The organism is Virgibacillus necropolis (assembly GCF_002224365.1).
GTDB lineage: Bacteria > Bacillota > Bacilli > Bacillales > Amphibacillaceae > Virgibacillus_F > Virgibacillus_F necropolis.
In genome coordinates this window covers 157,811-178,811 of the sequence record NZ_CP022437.1, presented here as the reverse complement: position 1 = coordinate 178,811, position 21,001 = coordinate 157,811, and the positions used below count along the sequence as shown (strand labels likewise).

Here is a 21,001-nt window from a genome sequence, read left to right as displayed (position 1 = left end):
ACTAGAATGATACTATATTCAGGGTGCTTCTGATTATACTTGTTGCTTTGGAGGATATACGGATGTCTTATGAAAAAGTAACCAAAGGACAATCACGTCTAATAATCGGAACGAAGCAAACACTTAAAGCTATGAAAAGTGGCGATGTAAGTGAAGTGTTTCTTGCTGATGATGCTGATAAAAAGCTAACTGGGAAGATAGCTGATCTAGCTTCTGAGCTAGATATTATGTGTCACCATGTAGATTCCATGAAAAAACTAGGAGCCGCTTGTGGCATAGACGTTGGTGCATCTACGGTAGCAATTAAAAAAGATTAGTTTTGGCGAGTGTTTTACCCGCGAAAGCTTTGTTTTTTGCTTAAAGATGAACCACCTGGATATGTGGTATTACAAGAAGGAATAGATTCGGTGGTTACTAGGCTTTATTTTACTAGTAATTTTGTAAATAAGAAGGGAGGACAATTATAATGCCTACTATAAATCAACTTGTACGTAAAGGTCGTGTAAGCAAACCAAGAAAGTCTGACTCTCCAGCACTAAACAGAGGGTATAACAGCTTTAAAAAGAAATTCACGAATGAAAACGCGCCACAAAAACGTGGAGTATGTACTCGTGTTGGTACTTTAACACCTAAGAAGCCAAACTCAGCACTTCGTAAATATGCACGTGTTCGTTTGTCAAACAACATGGAAGTAACAGCATATATCCCTGGGATTGGACACAATTTACAAGAGCATAGTGTTGTATTAATCCGTGGCGGTCGTGTAAAAGACTTACCAGGTGTACGTTACCATGTTATTCGTGGAGCGTTAGATACAGCAGGTGTACAAGGACGCGCTCAAGGCCGTTCAAAATATGGTACAAAACGCCCTAAAAAATAATTGAGAAAAGCGTAGGCACCCGGTTATTGGCGTATGTCCTGGAAGGGCAATAGCCAATGGGTGCCGGAGCTAGCCAAAGAAAAGCGTAAGCGACCGGCACTAGAAGTCGCAGCTAGACAAGATTTTTACAACTAAGATTAAGGAAAGGAGGGGGACATATGCCACGTAAAGGACCAATACCTAAACGCGATGTCTTGCCAGATCCACTTTATAATTCAAAATTAGTGACTCGTTTAATCAACCAAATCATGATTGACGGAAAACGAGGTAAGGCTCAAAAAATTCTTTATAATGCATTTACATTGATCGCAGAACGTAGCGGGCAAAATGCTATGGAAGTTTTTGAACAAGCAATGAAAAACGTAATGCCAGTATTAGAGGTTCGCGCACGTCGTGTTGGTGGATCAAACTACCAAGTACCGATGGAAGTACGCCCAGAACGTCGTCAAGCACTTGGACTTCGTTATGTTGTGAATTACTCACGCCTACGCGGAGAAAAAACAATGGAAGAGCGTCTTGCTAACGAAATCCTAGATGCTTCAAATAACACTGGTGCTGCAGTTAAAAAACGCGAAGAAATGCACAAGATGGCGGAAGCAAACAAAGCATTTGCTCACTACCGCTGGTAAAAGCTTGCGCAATACTAGTAAGAAAAATCCCAAAAACGATTTTTACAGGAAGGAGAAGAATACATGGCTAGAGATTTCTCCTTGGAGAAGACACGCAACATTGGTATTATGGCGCACATTGATGCAGGAAAAACCACTACTACTGAGCGTATTCTTTTCTATACAGGACGTATTCATAAAATTGGTGAAACCCATGAAGGTGCATCTCAAATGGACTGGATGGAGCAAGAGCAGGAACGTGGAATTACAATCACGTCTGCTGCAACAACTGCTGCATGGAAAGAACACCGTATTAATATCATTGATACACCTGGACACGTAGATTTCACCGTTGAGGTGGAGCGTTCATTGCGTGTACTTGATGGAGCAGTAACAGTACTTGATGCACAATCAGGTGTAGAACCACAAACTGAAACAGTGTGGCGTCAAGCAACAACATACGGCGTACCACGTGTTGTATTTATTAACAAAATGGATAAAATCGGTGCAGACTTCCTATACTCTACAGGAACGTTGAAAGACCGTTTAGGTGCAAATGCACATCCTGTTCAGTTACCAATTGGTGCTGAAGATGACTTTGAAGGAATCATTGATCTTGTTACAATGAGTGCTTATTTCTATGAAGATGATTTAGGAACTAGAGCTGAATCTCGCGAGATTCCTGCAGAGTACAAAGATAAAGCAGATGAATTACGTGCTGGATTAATTGAAGCTGTTTCTGAATTAGACGAAGAGTTGATGATGAAGTTCCTTGAAGGTGAAGAGATTACGAACGAAGAGCTAAAAAAGGCAATTCGTGACGCTACATTGAATGTTGAATTTTATCCAGTATTCTGTGGATCAGCGTTTAAAAACAAAGGTGTTCAATTAATGCTTGATGGCGTTATTGATTACTTACCTGCACCAACTGATGTTCCACCAATCGAAGGTATCGTACCTGGTACTGAAGAAAAAGTGGAACGTAAAGCAGATGATAAAGCACCATTCTCAGCGCTAGCATTTAAAGTAATGACAGATCCTTACGTAGGTAAACTAACATTTTTCCGCGTGTACTCTGGAACTTTAGATTCTGGATCATATGTAAAGAACTCTGTAAAAGATAAGCGTGAGCGTGTAGGACGTATCCTGCAGATGCATGCTAACTCTCGTGAAGAGATTTCAACTGTATACTCTGGTGAGATAGCTGCCGCAGTTGGGTTGAAAGATACGTCAACTGGAGATACACTTTGTGATGAAAAGAACATTGTTGTTTTAGAATCTATGGACTTCCCGGATCCAGTTATCGGGGTAGCTATTGAACCTAAAACAAAAGCGGACCAAGATAAAATGTCGATTGCTTTAGGTAAACTTGCTGAAGAAGATCCGACATTTAAAACTGAAACAAACGTAGAAACTGGTCAAACAATTATTTCAGGTATGGGTGAGCTTCATCTAGACATCATTGTTGACCGTTTGAGACGTGAGTTTAAAGTAGAAGCAAATGTTGGAGCGCCTCAGGTTGCTTATCGTGAAACATTCCGTGGTTCTGCTGAAGTGGAAGGTAAATTTGTACGCCAATCTGGTGGACGTGGACAGTATGGACACGTTTGGGTTAAGTTTGAACCAAATGAAGAAGGTGCTGGCTTCGAATTTCACAACAAAATCGTTGGTGGTTCGGTACCGCGTGAATACATCGGATCTGTTGAACATGGTATTAAAGAAGCAACAGAGAGTGGTGTGCTAGCTGGCTATCCATTGATTGACATCAAAGCGACACTTTATGATGGTAGTTATCATGATGTTGACTCGAATGAGATGGCATTTAAAATAGCTGGTTCTATGGCGTTAAAAGCTGCTAAAACTAAATGTAAAGCGGTTCTTCTTGAACCAATTGAAAAGGTTGAAATCGTTATTCCAGAAGAATACATGGGTGATATCATGGGAGATGTAACATCTCGTCGTGGACGTGTTGAAGGTATGGAAGCACGCGGGCCTGCTCAGACTATTAAAGCATTTGTTCCACTCTCAGAAATGTTCGGCTATGCGACAGCATTACGTTCAAACACACAAGGACGCGGAACATTTACTATGCATTTTGATCATTTTGAGGAAGTGCCAAAGAGCATCTCTGAGGAAATTATCAAAAAAAATGCTGGTGAGTAATTGATTTTTTTAAGAATCTCAAGTATAACTTTTATTGTAGGCTATGAATTTAGCGTGAAATAAAAACTAAAAAACACTTTTATTTATTTAAAGGAGGAACTATAAATGGCTAAAGAAAAATTCGACCGCTCGAAAAGTCACGTAAACATTGGAACTATCGGACACGTTGACCATGGTAAAACAACGTTAACTGCAGCAATCTCAATCGTAATGCACAAGAAATCTGGTAAAGGTACAGTAATGGCTTATGACCAAATCGACGGTGCTCCAGAAGAAAAAGAACGTGGAATTACAATTTCTACTTCACACGTTGAGTACGAAACAGATGCTCGTCACTATGCACACGTTGACTGCCCAGGTCACGCTGACTATGTTAAAAACATGATCACTGGTGCAGCACAAATGGACGGAGCTATCTTAGTAGTATCATCTGCGGATGGCCCAATGCCACAAACTCGTGAGCACATCTTGCTTTCACGTAACGTTGGTGTTCCATCGATCGTAGTATTCCTTAACAAAACTGATATGGTAGATGACGAAGAACTTCTTGAATTAGTAGAAATGGAAGTACGTGATCTATTAACTGAGTATGACTTCCCTGGTGATGATGTACCAGTAATCAAAGGTTCTGCTCTAAAAGCTATCGAAGGCGATGCTGATTACGAAGCAAAAATCGTTGAATTAATGGACGCGGTTGATGAGTATATTCCAACTCCAGAACGTGACACTGACAAGCCATTCATGATGCCAGTTGAGGATGTATTCTCAATCACTGGTCGTGGAACTGTTGCAACTGGTCGTGTTGAGCGTGGAGAAGTTAAAGTCGGTGACGATGTAGAAATCATCGGTCTTAACGAAGCACCTGCTAAAACAACTGTAACTGGTGTTGAAATGTTCCGTAAGCTTCTTGACTATGCAGAAGCTGGTGACAACATTGGTGCACTACTACGTGGTGTATCTCGTGATGATATCGGACGTGGTCAAGTACTTGCTAAACCAGGTACAATCACTCCACATACTAACTTCAAGTCTGAAGTATATGTATTATCAAAAGAAGAAGGCGGGCGTCATACTCCTTTCTTCGGAAACTATCGTCCACAATTCTATTTCCGTACTACTGACGTAACTGGCGTTATCCAGTTACCAGAAGGCGTTGAAATGGTAATGCCTGGCGATAACATTGAAATGAGTGTTGAACTTATTTCACCAATCGCTATTGAAGAAGGTACACGTTTCTCTATCCGTGAGGGTGGACGTACAGTTGGATCTGGCGTTGTATCAACAATTGATAAGTAAGTAGTAGATAAAAAACAGGTAGCGTGACGACGCTACCTGTTTTTTTAGTGTTTACATGATAAAACTATAAAATCACTGTCTTTATGATCCTGTGTCCTCAATCATAAAGATTATTACTATTTACAAAGGTTGTTTTCTAAAAGGTTGGTTCTTTATAAAAAAACTGAACAAGTAGTTGGTATAGACTACGACGTAAGTGCTGGTTGATTTCCGCTGCGGGCAGTCGCTTTCCGCGGGCGGCTGGTGAGCCTCCTCGTGCTCCGCACTGCGGGGTCTCACCTATGCCTATCCTCGAGGCCACTGAAAAAGTTAAATATAGTACAAAATATGCGGATCTACCATCGCACCCTCGAATATACTTTGCTTTCCGCGGGCGAGTGTCGAGCCTCCTCGGACAGCCGTCCTGCGGGGTCTCGCCGATCTCTTACTTCCCGCAGGAGTCTCCGTATATTCGAGGGTGCTAAGTTGATGTGAAAGTTAAATTTTAAAAATCCACTACTTTTTCAGTGGCCTCGCCTATCCTCCCGCAGGAGTCGACTGCCCTCTGCTCCAATCAACTGCCATAAATTGAAGGCTATTTTATAATAAAAGCAACCAGTGATAAAGTAATTGAAATTTTTAAGCACAAACCCAGTGAAGGAAATCCACGGAGACTCATCGCGAGCCCACGGAAAGCGTAGTGGATTTCCGGAACGGTTGTTCAAGCACAAAACATGGCACTTATGTCGCATTTTATATCAATGGCAACAAACTTTACTAAAACAGCCTTTACAAATAACGAAGCTGAAGTCGGTCAGCCTCAAAGCCAGACAAGCTTTCCCCAGATAAGCTACAAGCGTGTTCCTCGTTTGGCGTTTGAAGCGGCTTGGTCTGAAGTTTTCTGGCGTTTAACTGCACTTGGTTCGAGAGTGCAAATGCTGCACAGCCTTTGAATTACAAGGAAATTTCCTACACCCCTTGCATTCTATGTAAAAAGTTTGTATAATACATAGATGTGCGAATACGTTATTAAAATATGTATTGCATTGCCGGCATTTTTTCTATATAATAAGAATGTTGGTCATAAAAGGCGATGAAGTGAAAGGTTATTGATACACCCGGCCCCTTTGCCATGGCGGGTGATTGAAAAATTTTCACGGAGAATGTCTATTATAAAATGGGCGAAAAAGGAGGGAAAATAATGGCAAAAGAAAAGATTCGAATCCGTTTAAAGGCGTATGATCACCGTATTTTAGATCAATCTGCTGAGAAAATTGTAGAAACAGCGAAGCGTTCTGGTGCAAATGTTTCAGGGCCAATTCCGTTGCCTACTGAGAAATCTATTTATACTGTATTACGTGCGGTGCACAAATACAAAGATTCACGCGAGCAATTTGAAATGCGTACACATAAACGGTTAATCGACATTGTTAATCCAACACCACAGACTGTTGATTCGTTAATGCGTCTTGACTTACCGTCTGGTGTGGATATTGAGATTAAATTATAATAAATTATGTTTTTACTATAGGAGGTGTAACGGATGACGAAAGCAATCTTAGGTCGTAAAATTGGCATGACTCAGTTATTTTCTGAAGAAGGCGAATTAGTGCCAGTAACAGTAATTCAAGCTGATTCAAACGTGGTTTTACAAAAAAGAACGTTAGAAAATGATGGATATGAAGCAATTCAACTTGGTTTTTCTGATGCAAAAGGAAAGCATGTTAACAAACCGAAAAAAGGTCATGCTGAAAAAGCTAGTACTAACACTAAGCGCTACGTTCGTGAATTCCGTGACGCGAAACTTGATGACTATGAAGTAGGTCAAGAAATTAGCGTTGATGTTTTCCAAGCAGGAGATAAAATTGATGTATCTGGTAAATCAAAAGGTAAAGGATTCCAAGGGGCTATTAAACGCCACAATTTCCATCGTGGTCCAATGTCTCATGGTTCACACTTTCATAGAGCTCCAGGTTCATTAGGTGCAGTTGACCCAATGCGTGTATTCAAAGGTAAAAAAATGCCAGGTCACATGGGTAGCGAAAATGTTACAATTCAAAACTTAGAAGTTGTTAATGTTGACACAGAACGTAATCTTTTATTAATAAAAGGTAATGTTCCTGGTGCAAAAAAATCATTCGTAAAAATCACGAGTGCAGTAAAGGCTAACTAATCACATAAACGAAGGGAGGATATGTCATGCCTAAAATAGCACTATTAAAACAAGATGGTTCACAAGCTGGAGAAGTAGAATTGAATGATTCTGTATTTGGTATTGAACCAAATGAGCATGTATTACATGATGCGGTAGTTATGCAACGCGCGTCTATGCGTCAAGGTACACATGCTGTAAAGAATCGTTCAGATGTACGCGGCGGTGGTCGTAAACCATGGCGTCAAAAAGGCACAGGCCGTGCTCGTCAAGGTTCCATCCGTTCACCACAATGGGTTGGTGGAGGAGTTGTATTCGGACCTACACCACGCAGCTATAGCTACAAGCTTCCAAAGAAAGTCCGTCGTTTAGCACTTCAATCTGCTTACTCTTCAAAAGTAAAAGAAGAGAACTTAGTAGTTTTAGAAAACATCGCATTTGATGCTCCTAAAACAAAAGAAGTAGTAAATATGCTAAGCGTCCTAAAGGTTGATACGAAAGTGTTAATTGTAACAGCAGAAAAAGACGAGAATGTAATTCGTTCTGCAAATAACCTTCAATCAGTAAAAGTACTTACTGTTGAACAAGTTAATGTCTTAGACTTGCTTATGCATGACAAGCTGATCTTGACAAAGGATGCAGCTGAAAAAGCAGGGGAGGTGCTTGCATAATGAAAGATCCACGTGATATTATTAAGCGCCCTGTCATTACAGAGAATACTGCTGATTTAATGGCAGAGAAAAAATATACGTTCGAAGTTTACCCGAAAGCAAACAGAACAGAGATTAAAGATGCTGTTGAACTAGTTTTTGGAGTAAAAGTAGTAAAAGTTAACACAATGAATCTAAAAGGTAAATTCAAGCGAATGGGTCGTTACGGCGGATACCGTTCCGATCGCAAAAAAGCTATTGTACAGCTTTCAGAGGATAGCAAAGAGCTAGACTTCTTCGAGGGCTAAGAAACTTGTAACATGTGAAGGAGGGAAAAAAGATGGCGATTAAGAAGTATAAACCTACCACTAACGGTAGACGCGGAATGACTAGTTCTGATTTCGCAGAGATTACAACAAGTACTCCAGAAAAATCCTTGCTAAGCCCACTGTTTAAGCGCGGCGGACGTAACAACCAAGGTAAACTAACAGTTCGTCATCAAGGTGGCGGTCACAAGCGTCAATACCGTATAATCGATTTCAAACGTGATAAAGATGGAATACGTGGACGCGTTGCTACGATTGAGTACGATCCAAACCGTTCAGCTAATATCGCATTAATCAATTATGTTGATGGAGAGAAAAGATATATTTTATCTCCTAAAGGACTTAAGGTTGGGCAAGAAATTGAATCTGGCAAAGACGCTGATATCAAACTTGGAAACACACTTCAACTTCAAAATATTCCAGTGGGTACAATTATTCACAACGTAGAACTGAAGCCTGGACGTGGTGGACAATTAGCAAGATCAGCCGGAGCTCAAGCTCAAATTCTTGGACGCGAAGAAAAATATACACTTGTACGTTTATCATCAGGAGAAGTGCGAAAAGTACTTTCAACTTGTCGTGCAACAATAGGTCAAGTTGGAAATATTGAACACGAGCTTATCAAAATTGGTAAAGCAGGACGCTCTCGTTGGTTAGGCAAGCGCCCAACTGTACGTGGTTCTGTTATGAACCCTAACGATCACCCTCATGGTGGTGGTGAAGGACGTGCGCCAATCGGACGTAAATCACCTATGTCTCCTTGGGGTAAACCAACACTTGGTTATAAAACTCGTAAGCGCAACAAACCTACTGATAAATTTATCGTTCGTAAACGTAAAAAATAACGGAATATAGTGATGGGAAATAACCCATCTCTCAATTGCGAAAGGAGGTTTATCCATGGGTCGTAGTTTAAAAAAAGGACCTTTTGCAGATGACCATCTATTGAAAAAGATCGATAAGCTAAATGAAGATGACAAGAAACAAGTAGTAAAAACTTGGTCTCGTCGCTCAACAATCTTTCCAACATTTATAGGTCATACTGTAGCTGTATATGACGGACGTAAACACGTTCCAGTTTATGTTACAGAAGATATGGTCGGACATAAATTAGGTGAATTCGCGCCAAGCCGTACGTATAAAGGACATGCTGGCGATGACAAGAAAACAAAACGCTAATGAGAGGAGGCACTAAAGCATGCAAGCTAAAGCCGTTGCAAAATCTGTTCGTATTGCTCCTCGTAAAGTACGTTTAGTAGTAGATTTAATTCGAGGAAAAAATGTTGGTGAAGCTGTAGCAATTTTACGCCTTACTCAACGTGGTGCTTCTCCAGTCGTAGAAAAAGTTCTAAACTCTGCTATTGCAAACGCGGAACACAACTACGAAATGGATCCAGAAAATCTAGTTGTTACAGAAGCATTCGTAAATGAAGGTGCAACATTGAAACGTTTTCGTCCACGTGCACAAGGACGTGCAAGTAAAATTAATAAACGCTCAAGCCACGTAACAGTGGTTGTATCAGAAAAGAAGGAGGGATAGTCAGTGGGTCAAAAGATAAATCCAGTGGGTCTTCGTGTCGGCGTCATTCGTGATTGGGAGTCAAAGTGGTATGCTGGCAAAGACTATGCAGAATTACTACACGAAGATATCAAAATCAGAGAATATCTGGAGAACCGTCTACGTATTGCTGCTGTTTCTTCTATTGAAATCGAACGTGCAGCAAATCGAGTGAACATCACTATTCATACTGGTAAGCCGGGTATGGTAATTGGTAAAGGCGGATCTGAAGTTGAAGCTCTACGTAAATCATTAAACAGTTTAACTGGCAAACGTGTTCATATTAACATCGTTGAAGTTAAAAAGGTTGATTTGAATGCAAAACTAGTAGCTGAAAACATTGCTCGTCAATTAGAAAACCGTATTTCATTCCGTCGTGCTCAAAAGCAATCTATTCAACGCGCTATGCGTGGTGGAGCAAAAGGAATTAAAACACAAGTTTCTGGTCGTTTAGGCGGAGCAGACATCGCTCGCGCAGAACATTATAGTGAAGGAACAGTACCACTACACACATTACGTGCTGATATCGATTATGGTACAGCAGAAGCTGATACTACTTACGGTAAATTAGGTATCAAAGTGTGGATCTATCGTGGAGAAGTCCTTCCAACTAAAACTACAAAATAAGGAAGGGGGATATGCATTATGTTAATGCCCAAACGTGTTAAATATCGTAGACAACATCGTGGTCGTATGAGAGGTCAAGCAAAAGGCGGAACAACTGTAGCTTTTGGTGAGTACGGTTTACAAGCACTTGAAGCATCATGGATCACAAACCGCCAAATTGAGGCTGCCCGTATCGCAATGACTCGTTATATGAAACGTGGCGGTAAAGTTTGGATTAAGATTTTCCCAGACAAACCATATACTGCAAAGCCCCTCGAAGTTCGAATGGGTTCCGGTAAAGGTGCACCTGAAGGTTGGGTTGCAGTAGTAAAACCAGGTAAAATTATGTTTGAAATTGCGGGTGTAAGTGAAGAAGTTGCACGTGAAGCGTTGCGTCTTGCTTCTCATAAGCTACCGATTAAAACTAAGTTCGTAAAACGTGAAGAAATTGGTGGTGAAATCAATGAAGGCTAATGAAATCAGAGAACTAACCACTGCCGAAATTGAACAAAAAGTAAAAACATTAAAGGAAGAACTATTTAATTTACGCTTTCAGTTAGCAACTGGATCATTGGAAAACACTGCACGTATACGCGCGGTTCGTAAATCCATTGCTCGCTTGAAAACTGTTGCACGTCATCGTGAACTAAGTGTAAATAACTAGAAACCTGAGAGGAGGTTAGCCTCAAAATGACTGAACGTAATAATCGTAAAGAGTACACAGGCCGTGTTGTATCTGACAAAATGGATAAAACAATCACTGTATTAGTTGAAACATATAAATTTCATAAGTTATACGGTAAGCGTGTTAAATACTCAAAGAAGCTTAAAACACATGATGAGAATAACCAAGCTAAAACTGGTGACGTTGTTCGTATCATGGAAACTCGTCCGCTATCAGCTACAAAACGTTTTCGTTTAGAAGAAGTTATTGAAGAAGCGGTAATTATATAATTAAAGTTCGGGTTCGCTCGGAAGGTATCCGAAGGGAGGTCACAACGATATGATTCAACAAGAGACTCGTTTAAAAGTTGCAGATAACTCTGGAGCACGTCAGGTATTAACTATTAAAGTATTGGGTGGTTCTGGACGTAAAACTGCTAACATCGGTGATGTGATTGTTTGCACGGTCAAACAAGCAACACCAGGTGGCGTTGTCAAAAAAGGTGAAGTTGTAAAAGCGGTTATTGTACGTACGAAGAGTGGTATGCGTCGTAAAGATGGATCATACATTCGTTTCGATGAAAATGCTGCTGTCATCATTCGTGATGATAAAGGTCCAAGAGGAACTCGTATTTTCGGACCAGTAGCACGTGAATTGCGCGATGCAAAATTCATGAAAATCGTATCTCTAGCACCAGAAGTTTTGTAAGTATGAATGAATTGCCTGTAGGGAGGTGCGTTAAGCATGCATGTTAAAAAAGGTGATACAGTAAAAGTAATTTCCGGTAAAGACCGTGGAAAGCAAGGTAGTATTTTAGAAGCATATCCAAAAAACGATCGTGTACTTGTTGAGGGAGTTAATATGGTAAAAAAACACGCCAAACCTTCCCAAGATAATCCACAAGGTGGAATTCTAAACCAAGAAGCACCAATTCATGTTTCTAATGTAATGCCAATTGATCCTAAATCCGGAGAACCAACTCGTGTTGGGTTCGAAGAACGTGACGGAAAAAAAGTCCGCATCGCTAAAAAATCCGGTGAAGCATTAGATAAATAGTTTAGCGACGAAAGGAGGGCGACATGATGAACGAATTAAAACAAAAATATCAGGATGACGTAATGCCATCGTTGATGAATAAATTCAGTTATAAATCAGTAATGGAAACACCGCATGTGGAAAAAATCGTAATTAACATGGGTGTTGGTGATGCAGTTCAGAACTCAAAAGCACTAGATAGCGCTGTTGAAGAGCTTGCATTAATTTCTGGGCAAAAGCCAATGGTTACAAAAGCAAAAAAATCAATTGCTGGATTCCGTTTACGTGAAGGAATGCCAATCGGAGCAAAAGTAACACTTCGCGGCGAGCGCATGTACGAATTTCTACAAAAACTTGTGCAGGTTTCACTTCCACGTGTTCGTGACTTCCGTGGGATTTCTAAAAAGGCCTTTGATGGCCGTGGAAACTATACATTAGGTGTGAAAGAGCAACTAATTTTCCCAGAAATTAACTACGATAACGTAAGTAAAGTGCGCGGTATGGATATTGTAATTGTAACAACATCAAATACTGACGAAGAAGCGCGTGAACTTTTAGCTCAGCTAGGCATGCCTTTCCAAAAATAAGCTTAGAGCTAATACAAGGAGGGAAAATTGTGGCTAAAAAATCGATGATTGCGAAACAAAAACGCCCACAAAAGTATAAAGTACAAGAGTATACGCGTTGTGAACGCTGTGGCCGTCCACATTCTGTAATTCGTAAATTTAAACTATGCCGTATTTGTTTCCGCGAACTTGCCCATAAAGGTCAAATTCCTGGTGTCAAAAAAGCAAGCTGGTAAACCCCGATTTGGGAAGGAGGTAATAAGTAATGGTTATGACAGATCCAATCGCAGATATGCTAACTCGCATTCGTAACGCAAACATGGTACGCCATGAAAAATTAGAGCTTCCGGCTTCTAAAATGAAAAAAGAAATCGCTGATATTTTAAAACGTGAAGGTTTTGTACGTGATTATGAATTCATTGAAGATAACAAGCAAGGTGTTCTGCGTATTTTCCTTAAGTACGGTGTAAGTAGCGAACGAGTAATTACAGGTATCAAACGTATAAGTAAACCAGGACTACGTGTTTATGCAAAAGCTGATGAGGTGCCTCGTGTACTAAACGGTTTAGGTATTGCTATCGTATCAACATCTAAAGGTGTGTTATCTGATAAGGAAGCACGCACTCAAGCTGTTGGCGGCGAAGTTCTAGCGTATGTTTGGTAATTAACATTTATAAGACAGGAGGTGCACTTAAATGTCTCGTATAGGACTTAAGCCAGTTGAAATTCCAGATGGTGTCGAAATTAAGTTAGATGGGAAGATTGTTACAGTTAAGGGTCCAAAAGGTGAACTAACAAGAACTATTCATAATGATATGAAAGTTGTTATAGAAGATAACGTGTTAACTGTTGAACGTCCAAGTGATAACAAGGAACATCGTGCATTACATGGTACAACTCGTAGCATTATTAATAACTTGGTTGATGGAGTTCATAAAGGATTTACAAAGAATCTTGAACTTGTTGGGGTTGGTTACCGTGCGCAAAAACAAGGCGAAAAAGTCGTGGTTAATGCAGGTTACTCACATCCAGTTGAAATTGAACCTAGAGAAGGTATAGATATAGAAGTTCCTAAAAACACGCAATTGATTGTTAAAGGAATTGACAAAGAACTAGTCGGAGCAGTTGCTGCTAAAATCCGTGCAATTCGCCCACCTGAACCTTACAAAGGTAAAGGAATTCGTTATGAAGGTGAATATGTACGCCGTAAAGAAGGTAAAACTGCTAAGTAAGATTAGTTAGGGAGCAGAAAGGAGTGACCTAGATGATCACAAAGCCTGACAAAAATTTATTACGTAAAAAGAGACAAAAGCGTGTTCGCAAAAACCTTTTTGGAACAGAACAACGCCCACGTTTAAATGTATATCGTTCTAACAAGAACATTTATGTACAGTTAATTGATGATATTAACGGAGTTACACTTACGAGTGCTGCTGCTACAGATAAAGAATTATCTGTTGAAGGTACTGGTAACGTGGAAGCTGCTAAAAAAGTCGGAGAATTGATCGCTAAACGTGCCCAAGATAAAGGTTATAAATCGATTGTGTTCGATCGCGGAGGCTACCTTTATCATGGACGTGTAAAAGCATTGGCAGATGCTGCTCGCGAAGCAGGTCTTGAATTTTAATCGATAGATAAAGGAGGGACATAGATGCGTACAAGTATAGATCCGAATAAATTAGATCTTGAAGAACGTGTTGTAACGATCAACCGTGTTGCAAAAGTAGTTAAAGGTGGACGTCGTTTTCGCTTTGCTGCACTAGTTGTGGTCGGAGATAAAAACGGTCATGTAGGCTTTGGTACAGGTAAGGCACAAGAAGTACCAGAAGCAATTAAAAAAGCAGTTGATGACGCTAAGAAAAACTTAATCACTGTACCTATTGTTGGAACTACTATTCCACATCAAATTAATGGAAGATTTGGCGCAGGTAACGTATTGATGAAACCTGCTACAGAAGGTACTGGAGTTATCTCTGGTGGCCCTGTTCGTGCGATTCTAGAACTTGCAGGTGTTGGTGATATTTTAACTAAGTCACTTGGTTCAAATACACCAATTAATATGATTCGTGCTACATTAAATGGACTAACAAACTTAAAACGTGCAGAAGAAGTTGCAAAACTACGCGGAAAGTCTGTAGAAGAACTGTTAGGATAAGGAGGGAAATACTATGTCTAAAAAATTAGAAATCACCCTCACGCGCAGTGTTATTGGTAGATCAGAAGTTCAAAAGCTTACTGTTCAATCATTAGGACTCAAAAAAATTCGTCAATCCGTTGTTCGTGAAGATACTCCAGCCGTTCGTGGTATGGTTAACAAAGTATCTCATCTTGTAGCGGTCAAAGAAGTTTAATTAAACATTAGCGTATAGAGGAGGTGCTCGTATGAAACTTCATGAATTGAAGGCAGCAGAAGGAAGCCGTAAAGAACGTAACCGCGTAGGTCGTGGAATGTCTTCTGGTAACGGAAAAACTTCCGGAAGAGGACATAAAGGACAAAACGCACGTTCAGGTGGCGGAACTCGTCCGGGCTTCGAAGGTGGTCAAATGCCTTTATTCCAACGTCTACCAAAACGTGGGTTTACAAATATTCACCGTAAGGAATTTGCTGTAGTAAATCTTGATGCTTTAAATCGATTTGAAGATGGCGCAGAAATTACACCAGAACTTTTACTAGAAGAAGGTGTAGTTAGCAAGCTTAATGCAGGTATTAAAGTACTTGGTAAGGGTGCTGTTGAAAAGAAATTTACTGTAAAAGCTCATAAGTTCTCTGCTTCAGCTAAAGAAGCTATTGAAGCAGCGGGCGGTCAAGCAGAGGTGATCTAATGTTCCGTACAATCTCCAATCTTATGCGTGTAGGTGATATCAGACGGAAAATTATTTTCACATTATTGATGTTAATTATCTTTCGTCTTGGTACGTTTATACCTGTACCATATACAAATAAAGAAGCAATTGATTTTATGAATCAACAAAATGTATTTGGTTTTCTAAACACATTTGGTGGTGGGGCATTACAAAACTTCTCCATTTTCGCGATGGGAATTATGCCTTACATCACAGCATCGATCATCATGCAATTACTTCAAATGGATGTTGTACCGAAATTTTCTGAGTGGAAAAAACAAGGAGAAATGGGCCGGAAAAAACTGGCTCAAATCACCAGATATGGAACAGTTGCTCTGGCATTTGTTCAAGCAATCGCCATGTCTATTGGTTTTAACGCAATGGCAGGCGGCCAATTAATTGAAAACCCTGACGTTCTAACATTTATTGTCATCGCCGTTGTATTAACAAGTGGTACGACTTTTCTAATGTGGATCGGGGAACAGATAACTGCAAATGGTGTTGGGAATGGTATTTCTATACTAATCTTTGCTGGTATCGTAGCTGCAGTTCCTAATGGTGTTAAGCAATTATATAGTCAGTATTTTGTAAATCCTGGCGACGAGTTGTTTATCAACGTTGTTATTGTAGTAATGATTGTATTAGTTGTTATTGCAGTTACTGTTGGAGTTATCTTTATTCAACAGGCATTACGTAAAATACCCGTTCAATATGCAAAAAAACTTGTTAACCGTTCACCGGTGGGAGGACACTCTACTCATTTACCGTTAAAGGTTAATGCTGCAGGAGTTATTCCAGTAATCTTTGCAATTGCATTTATTATTGCACCAAGAACAATCGCAGGCTTTTTTGAAGGTAGTGATGTGGCAAATACAATTGAATTGATTTTTGATTATACCCAACCAATTGGGATGGTCATTTATGTTGTATTAATTATTGCATTCACATATTTTTATACATTTGTTCAGGTTAACCCAGAGCAAATGGCTGAGAATTTACAGAAACAAGGTGGATATATTCCAGGTATTCGTCCAGGAAAAAACACAGAAACTTATCTAACTCGGGTAATGTATCGTCTTACATTTGTTGGTTCGATCTTCCTCGCTGCAGTTTCTGTACTACCTATTGTTTTAGGCGGTTTGGCAGATTTACCTACCGCTGTACAAATCGGCGGAACAAGTTTACTAATCGTTGTAGGTGTTGCACTACAGACTATGAAACAATTAGAAAGTCAACTAGTGAAACGCCATTACAAAGGTTTTATAAAGTAATACTTGTTACCAATGAGAGCGAGGGGAATATTGTTGAATTTAATTTTAATGGGGCTTCCTGGTGCCGGTAAAGGTACTCAGGCAGAAAAAATAAGTGAAAAATATAACATCCCTCATATCTCAACAGGAGATATGTTCCGTTTAGCAATTAAAGAAGGAACAGACCTTGGTAAAAAAGCAAAAGAATTCATGGATCAAGGCGACCTTGTTCCTGATGAAGTAACAATTGGCATAGTTGAAGAGCGTTTACGTAAAGATGATTGCCAAAATGGTTTCCTATTAGATGGGTTTCCACGAACAATCGCTCAAGCAGAAGCTTTACAAACGCTCCTCGCCAACATGAATGAAGAGATTGACTACGCGCTACATGTAAATGTTCCTGAAGAACAATTAGTGAAACGTCTTACTGGCCGTAGAATTTGTCCGACATGTGGAGCTACTTATCATGTTATGTATAACCCTCCGAAAGAAGAAGGAATATGTGACAAAGATGGTACAGAGCTGATCCAACGTGAAGATGATAAGCCAGAAACAGTGAGAACTCGTTTGGATGTTAATATAAAACAATCGAAACCACTTCTGGATTACTATCAAGAAAAAGGATATCTTGTAACCGTTAATGGAGATAAGGAAATTAGTGTAGTATTCCAAGATATTCAAGCTGAATTAGAAAAATAAGCATTACAACTGTCTTATTTAGACAGGATGGGTGCATTTCCATTTGTTAAAAGGTATAATGTATGTCGTGATGAACGACAAAGGGAATACTGATGTTACTAGCATTTTGAAATAAAGCCTTAAATTGAATAAGGCAGTTTTTAAATTATAGCCTAAGTGAAGGTGATCGTTGTTGAGCGAAGCTGATTCGGTTCCGCAAGTAGGTCAAATTGTTCGTATTATGCAAGGCCGTGAGTTAGGGCAATATGCGGTTATTATTAATATGGTAGACAATGGGTATGTCATGCTAGCAGATGGGGAAAAACGAAAGTATGATCGACCAAAGAAAAAGAATTTACATCATATTGAAGTTATGGATTACATTTCCCCTGAAGTCCAAAATAGCCTTCTAGAAACTGGTCGTGTCACAAATGGTAAGTTGAGATTTGCCATAGCTAAATTTGTCAATGAAGTTGTGACTGATTTGAAGAAGGGAGACCAACACGATGGCGAAAGACGATGTAATTGAAGTAGAAGGTAAAGTAACGGATACATTGCCAAACGCAATGTTTAAAGTTGAGCTTGAAAACGGTCATACGGTTTTAGCGCATGTATCTGGTAAAATTCGTATGCATTTCATTCGTATTTTACCTGGTGATAAAGTGACAGTAGAACTCTCACCGTATGATTTGACTAGAGGACGGATTACGTACCGTTATAAATAACCGAGAGAGCTCCGATATAAAAGGAGGTAAAGATGATGAAGGTAAGACCATCTGTAAAACCAATTTGTGAAAAGTGTAAAGTTATTAAGCGTAAAGGCACAGTAATGGTGATTTGCGAAAATCCAAAACACAAGCAAAAACAAGGCTAATAAACAAGGAGGTGCATTGAGCTTATGGCACGTATTGCAGGTATTGATATTCCGCGTGATAAACGTGTAGTGATTTCATTAACATACATTTATGGTATTGGAAAAAACACTGCACAGGAAGTCCTTAAAGAAGCAGGCGTTTCAGAAAACACTCGTGTACGCGATCTGACCGAAGATGAATTAGGTAAAATCCGTAAAGCAATTGATGAATTTACAGTTGAAGGTGATCTTCGTCGTGAAGTGTCCCTGAACATCAAACGATTAATTGAAATTGGATCCTATAGAGGAGTCCGTCACCGCCGTGGATTACCAGTTCGTGGTCAAAAAACAAAAAACAATTCACGTACTCGTAAAGGTCCACGTCGTACAATGGCTAACAAGAAAAAGTAACGTGAAGGAGGTAAGCTAATCAATGGTTCGTAAAACTAATACGCGTAAGCGTCGTGTGAAAAAGAATATTGATACTGGTATAGCACATATTCGTTCTACGTTTAACAATACAATTGTTACGATTACGGATGTACAAGGTAATGCTATTGGGTGGAGCTCAGCAGGTTCACTTGGCTTTAAAGGTTCTCGTAAGTCAACACCTTTTGCAGCTCAAATGGCAGCTGAAACAGCAGCTAACTCAGCAGTAGAAAATGGTATGAAAACACTAGAAGTAACTGTTAAGGGTCCTGGTGCTGGTCGTGAAGCAGCAATCCGCTCTTTGCAGGCAGTAGGTCTAGAAGTAACAGCAATTCGTGATGTAACTCCAGTTCCTCACAATGGTTGTCGCCCACCAAAACGTCGTCGTGTATAATTGTACTGTATAAATTTTGTCACCCTGTCTATAATGGGTTATGATAGCTAAAAGTGTGGTTGGTAAGAAGGTAAGGCCTTTTTAACCATCTAAACCGAAGAGCATCGATGAACGACAGACAATACGTAAGAAATTCAATAGTGCAGAAACGCCAACTGCCTATTTGGGGAATTTCGGTTAGACCAATTTGTCTAGCCGGGGTTTCGACGTTTTTAAGGAGGGTTTTGTTGAATGATCGAAATTGAAAAACCAAAAATAGAAACAGTAGAGATCAGCGATGATGCCAATTTTGGTAAATTCGTCGTCGAACCGCTTGAACGTGGATATGGTACTACTCTAGGAAACTCCTTGCGTCGTATCCTACTATCCTCACTTCCAGGTGCTGCTGTAACAGCAGTTCAAATCGATGGAGCGCAACATGAGTTTTCAACGATTGAAGGTGTTGTAGAAGATGTAACAACAATCATCTTAAATCTAAAGAAACTTGCTCTTAAAATCTACTCTGATGAAGAAAAAACACTAGAGATTGATGTGCAAGGGGAAGGAAAAGTTACGGCTGCAGATCTTACCTTTGATAGTGATGTAGAAGTATTGAATCCGGAACTTCCAATTGCGACGATTAATAGCAAAGGAAGCTTGCATATGAGAATAACTGCTGAACGTGGTCGCGGTTATCGCCCTGCTGAGGGAAATAATCATGATGATCAACCAATAGGCGTTATCCCAGTTGACTCTATTTTCACACCAGTATCACGCGTGACTTTCCAAGTTGAAAATACTCGTGTCGGACAAATTGCGAATTTCGATAAGTTAACATTAGATGTGTGGACAGATGGAAGCATTCGTCCTGAAGAAGCAGTTTCGTTAGGTGCCAAAATATTTACAGAACATCTTAATATTTTTGTGGGCTTAACAGACGAAGCACAAAATGCAGAAATAATGGTAGAAAAAGAAGAAGACCAAAAAGAAAAAGTAATGGAAATGACAATCGAAGAATTAGATCTTTCTGTCAGATCCTATAATTGTTTAAAACGTGCTGGTATTAATACAGTTCAAGAACTTGCAAATAAATCTGAAGAAGATATGATGAAGGTTCGTAATTTAGGCCGTAAATCTCTTGTTGAAGTTAAAGTAAAACTTGAAGATCTTGGCTTAGGTTTACGTAACGATGACTGATAAAAGCAGACACCTTTAGAATAGGGCAAAGGCGCTAGGTACTGGACCTAGACGTTGTCCAAGAAACGTAAAAAGGGAGGGATAGTCCATGGCTAGAAAATTAGGTCGTACTACCGATGTACGTATGGCATTACTTCGCAACCTTGCATCTGATTTAATCATTCATGAACGTATTGAAACAACAGAAGCAAAAGCGAAAGATTTAAAATCTGTAGCAGATAAAATGATCACACTAGGCAAACGCGGTGATTTACATGCGCGTCGTCAAGCTACATCATTTTTATACAATCAAGCAGCAAATGAAAACGAAAATGTTATTCAAAAGCTTTTCGGTGAAATTGCTGAGCGTTATGAAGAAAGACAAGGTGGATATACACGTGTTCTTAAGCTAGGAGCTCGTCAAGGTGACGGAGCAAAAATGGCAATTATCGAACTAGTATAATGAAACTTTTGCGTATTAAGGGCAGGACTGAATCTCTTCCACGAGGTGAAGCCAAGCCCTTTTTTTGTAGGTAGAAAAGCGGAGGCGACTGGTCAGCGACGTACAAATAGATAGGACTGTGAAAGTAGGTGAACTTTCCGTACATTCATCAGGACTGACTATTTGCTAGTCGCTAGGAGCCGCAGCTAGACAAAAAAAGCGGAACTGGACTGATAAAAGTGTAGGTGCCTGTTCAGCAAATATGCGGACATTGTGATCCGTTATATTCATGAAATGGACCTAAATTCAGGCCAAACAGTGGAGCTATTTACAAAAAAGACGATGAAATTACCACTTTTTTTGAAATAACGGAACTTATTTCCACAATATAAAAATTGAGGGCATTTTAAGAAAAGGCTGTTTTCGAAAATAATGTTACTATTAATTATATACTGCGACGTAACTGGAAATCA

Annotated in this window: 35 protein-coding genes; all 35 read left to right on the top strand. The window is 39.8% G+C overall.

Going from position 1 to position 21,001, the window contains the following annotated elements:
- The first annotated feature begins 62 nt into the window (after nt 1–62).
- Nucleotides 63–317: a ribosomal L7Ae/L30e/S12e/Gadd45 family protein gene (locus tag CFK40_RS00995; RefSeq protein WP_089530261.1), complete on the top strand. Its 255-nt coding sequence runs from the start codon at nt 63–65 to the stop codon at nt 315–317.
- A 149-nt stretch (nt 318–466) separates the two neighbouring features.
- Complete coding sequence (gene rpsL / locus CFK40_RS00990; protein ID WP_089530260.1) at nt 467–880, top strand: 30S ribosomal protein S12; 414 nt, start codon at nt 467–469, stop codon at nt 878–880.
- A gap of 158 nt (nt 881–1,038) precedes the next feature.
- A complete protein-coding gene (gene rpsG / locus CFK40_RS00985) occupies nt 1,039–1,509 on the top strand; it encodes a 30S ribosomal protein S7 (RefSeq protein ID WP_089530259.1) in 471 nt (156 codons plus the stop codon).
- 63 nt (nt 1,510–1,572) lie between these two features.
- Entirely contained in the window at nt 1,573–3,651 is a 2,079-nt protein-coding gene (fusA, locus tag CFK40_RS00980) for an elongation factor G (RefSeq protein ID WP_089530258.1), read from the top strand.
- Between the two features lie 105 nt (nt 3,652–3,756).
- A complete protein-coding gene (tuf, locus tag CFK40_RS00975; RefSeq protein WP_089530257.1) occupies nt 3,757–4,947 on the top strand; it encodes an elongation factor Tu in 1,191 nt (396 codons plus the stop codon).
- Nucleotides 4,948–6,127: 1,180 nt separating this feature from the next.
- Nucleotides 6,128–6,436, top strand: coding sequence for a 30S ribosomal protein S10 (rpsJ, locus tag CFK40_RS00965; protein ID WP_089530255.1), 309 nt, complete (start codon nt 6,128–6,130; stop codon nt 6,434–6,436).
- Nucleotides 6,437–6,469: 33 nt separating this feature from the next.
- Nucleotides 6,470–7,099: a 50S ribosomal protein L3 gene (rplC, locus tag CFK40_RS00960; protein ID WP_089530254.1), complete on the top strand. Its 630-nt coding sequence runs from the start codon at nt 6,470–6,472 to the stop codon at nt 7,097–7,099.
- Nucleotides 7,100–7,125: 26 nt separating this feature from the next.
- The gene (gene rplD, locus CFK40_RS00955) at nt 7,126–7,749 is read left to right on the top strand and encodes a 50S ribosomal protein L4 (RefSeq protein ID WP_089530253.1); all 624 of its coding nucleotides are present in this window, start codon (nt 7,126–7,128) and stop codon (nt 7,747–7,749) included.
- The gene (rplW, locus tag CFK40_RS00950) at nt 7,749–8,036 is read left to right on the top strand and encodes a 50S ribosomal protein L23 (RefSeq protein WP_089530252.1); all 288 of its coding nucleotides are present in this window, start codon (nt 7,749–7,751) and stop codon (nt 8,034–8,036) included. Before rplD ends, rplW begins: the two co-directional genes overlap by 1 nt.
- A 32-nt stretch (nt 8,037–8,068) precedes the next feature.
- A complete protein-coding gene (gene rplB / locus CFK40_RS00945; RefSeq protein ID WP_089530251.1) occupies nt 8,069–8,899 on the top strand; it encodes a 50S ribosomal protein L2 in 831 nt (276 codons plus the stop codon).
- Nucleotides 8,900–8,954: 55 nt separating this feature from the next.
- Nucleotides 8,955–9,233: a 30S ribosomal protein S19 gene (rpsS, locus tag CFK40_RS00940; RefSeq protein ID WP_089530250.1), complete on the top strand. Its 279-nt coding sequence runs from the start codon at nt 8,955–8,957 to the stop codon at nt 9,231–9,233.
- Between the two features lie 19 nt (nt 9,234–9,252).
- On the top strand, nt 9,253–9,594 hold the full coding sequence (gene rplV, locus CFK40_RS00935; protein WP_089530249.1) for a 50S ribosomal protein L22: 342 nt from the start codon (nt 9,253–9,255) through the stop codon (nt 9,592–9,594).
- A gap of 3 nt (nt 9,595–9,597) precedes the next feature.
- Nucleotides 9,598–10,239: a 30S ribosomal protein S3 gene (gene rpsC, locus CFK40_RS00930; protein WP_089530248.1), complete on the top strand. Its 642-nt coding sequence runs from the start codon at nt 9,598–9,600 to the stop codon at nt 10,237–10,239.
- Nucleotides 10,240–10,257: 18 nt separating this feature from the next.
- A complete protein-coding gene (gene rplP / locus CFK40_RS00925) occupies nt 10,258–10,692 on the top strand; it encodes a 50S ribosomal protein L16 (RefSeq protein WP_089530247.1) in 435 nt (144 codons plus the stop codon).
- Nucleotides 10,682–10,882: a 50S ribosomal protein L29 gene (gene rpmC / locus CFK40_RS00920; RefSeq protein WP_089530246.1), complete on the top strand. Its 201-nt coding sequence runs from the start codon at nt 10,682–10,684 to the stop codon at nt 10,880–10,882. The genes rplP and rpmC overlap by 11 nt, the downstream gene beginning before the upstream one ends.
- A gap of 26 nt (nt 10,883–10,908) precedes the next feature.
- A complete protein-coding gene (gene rpsQ / locus CFK40_RS00915) occupies nt 10,909–11,172 on the top strand; it encodes a 30S ribosomal protein S17 (RefSeq protein ID WP_089530245.1) in 264 nt (87 codons plus the stop codon).
- Nucleotides 11,173–11,221: 49 nt separating this feature from the next.
- Complete coding sequence (rplN, locus tag CFK40_RS00910; RefSeq protein ID WP_089530244.1) at nt 11,222–11,590, top strand: 50S ribosomal protein L14; 369 nt, start codon at nt 11,222–11,224, stop codon at nt 11,588–11,590.
- A 36-nt stretch (nt 11,591–11,626) separates the two neighbouring features.
- Nucleotides 11,627–11,938, top strand: coding sequence for a 50S ribosomal protein L24 (gene rplX / locus CFK40_RS00905; RefSeq protein WP_089530243.1), 312 nt, complete (start codon nt 11,627–11,629; stop codon nt 11,936–11,938).
- A gap of 26 nt (nt 11,939–11,964) precedes the next feature.
- Nucleotides 11,965–12,504: a 50S ribosomal protein L5 gene (gene rplE / locus CFK40_RS00900; protein WP_089530242.1), complete on the top strand. Its 540-nt coding sequence runs from the start codon at nt 11,965–11,967 to the stop codon at nt 12,502–12,504.
- Nucleotides 12,505–12,533: 29 nt separating this feature from the next.
- Complete coding sequence (locus tag CFK40_RS00895) at nt 12,534–12,719, top strand: type Z 30S ribosomal protein S14 (protein ID WP_089060905.1); 186 nt, start codon at nt 12,534–12,536, stop codon at nt 12,717–12,719.
- 29 nt (nt 12,720–12,748) lie between these two features.
- The gene (gene rpsH / locus CFK40_RS00890) at nt 12,749–13,147 is read left to right on the top strand and encodes a 30S ribosomal protein S8 (protein WP_089060904.1); all 399 of its coding nucleotides are present in this window, start codon (nt 12,749–12,751) and stop codon (nt 13,145–13,147) included.
- A 31-nt stretch (nt 13,148–13,178) separates the two neighbouring features.
- Complete coding sequence (gene rplF / locus CFK40_RS00885; protein ID WP_089530241.1) at nt 13,179–13,715, top strand: 50S ribosomal protein L6; 537 nt, start codon at nt 13,179–13,181, stop codon at nt 13,713–13,715.
- Nucleotides 13,716–13,747: 32 nt separating this feature from the next.
- Nucleotides 13,748–14,110, top strand: coding sequence for a 50S ribosomal protein L18 (gene rplR / locus CFK40_RS00880; protein WP_089530240.1), 363 nt, complete (start codon nt 13,748–13,750; stop codon nt 14,108–14,110).
- Between the two features lie 24 nt (nt 14,111–14,134).
- Complete coding sequence (gene rpsE / locus CFK40_RS00875; protein WP_089530239.1) at nt 14,135–14,638, top strand: 30S ribosomal protein S5; 504 nt, start codon at nt 14,135–14,137, stop codon at nt 14,636–14,638.
- A gap of 13 nt (nt 14,639–14,651) precedes the next feature.
- Nucleotides 14,652–14,834 carry a 50S ribosomal protein L30 gene (gene rpmD / locus CFK40_RS00870; RefSeq protein WP_089530238.1) on the top strand — a complete coding sequence of 61 codons (183 nt, stop codon included), beginning with the start codon at nt 14,652–14,654 and terminating at the stop codon, nt 14,832–14,834.
- A gap of 31 nt (nt 14,835–14,865) precedes the next feature.
- Nucleotides 14,866–15,306, top strand: coding sequence for a 50S ribosomal protein L15 (gene rplO / locus CFK40_RS00865; protein WP_089530237.1), 441 nt, complete (start codon nt 14,866–14,868; stop codon nt 15,304–15,306).
- Nucleotides 15,306–16,598, top strand: a complete 1,293-nt coding sequence (gene secY / locus CFK40_RS00860; protein ID WP_089530236.1) for a preprotein translocase subunit SecY — start codon at nt 15,306–15,308, stop codon at nt 16,596–16,598. The genes rplO and secY overlap by 1 nt, the downstream gene beginning before the upstream one ends.
- 33 nt (nt 16,599–16,631) lie before the next feature.
- Nucleotides 16,632–17,276: an adenylate kinase gene (locus CFK40_RS00855; protein WP_089530235.1), complete on the top strand. Its 645-nt coding sequence runs from the start codon at nt 16,632–16,634 to the stop codon at nt 17,274–17,276.
- A 172-nt stretch (nt 17,277–17,448) separates the two neighbouring features.
- Entirely contained in the window at nt 17,449–17,784 is a 336-nt protein-coding gene (locus tag CFK40_RS00850) for a KOW domain-containing RNA-binding protein (protein ID WP_089530234.1), read from the top strand.
- Nucleotides 17,762–17,980, top strand: coding sequence for a translation initiation factor IF-1 (gene infA / locus CFK40_RS00845; protein ID WP_089530233.1), 219 nt, complete (start codon nt 17,762–17,764; stop codon nt 17,978–17,980). The genes CFK40_RS00850 and infA overlap by 23 nt, the downstream gene beginning before the upstream one ends.
- 35 nt (nt 17,981–18,015) lie before the next feature.
- A complete protein-coding gene (gene rpmJ / locus CFK40_RS00840; protein WP_089530232.1) occupies nt 18,016–18,129 on the top strand; it encodes a 50S ribosomal protein L36 in 114 nt (37 codons plus the stop codon).
- A gap of 24 nt (nt 18,130–18,153) precedes the next feature.
- Nucleotides 18,154–18,519 (top strand): 30S ribosomal protein S13, encoded by a 366-nt coding sequence (gene rpsM, locus CFK40_RS00835; protein ID WP_089530231.1) that lies wholly within the window; start codon nt 18,154–18,156, stop codon nt 18,517–18,519.
- Between the two features lie 22 nt (nt 18,520–18,541).
- Nucleotides 18,542–18,931, top strand: a complete 390-nt coding sequence (rpsK, locus tag CFK40_RS00830; RefSeq protein WP_089530230.1) for a 30S ribosomal protein S11 — start codon at nt 18,542–18,544, stop codon at nt 18,929–18,931.
- 231 nt (nt 18,932–19,162) lie between these two features.
- Complete coding sequence (locus CFK40_RS00825; RefSeq protein ID WP_089530229.1) at nt 19,163–20,107, top strand: DNA-directed RNA polymerase subunit alpha; 945 nt, start codon at nt 19,163–19,165, stop codon at nt 20,105–20,107.
- 88 nt (nt 20,108–20,195) lie between these two features.
- Nucleotides 20,196–20,549 carry a 50S ribosomal protein L17 gene (gene rplQ, locus CFK40_RS00820; RefSeq protein ID WP_089530228.1) on the top strand — a complete coding sequence of 118 codons (354 nt, stop codon included), beginning with the start codon at nt 20,196–20,198 and terminating at the stop codon, nt 20,547–20,549.
- Nucleotides 20,550–21,001 lie beyond the last annotated feature (452 nt).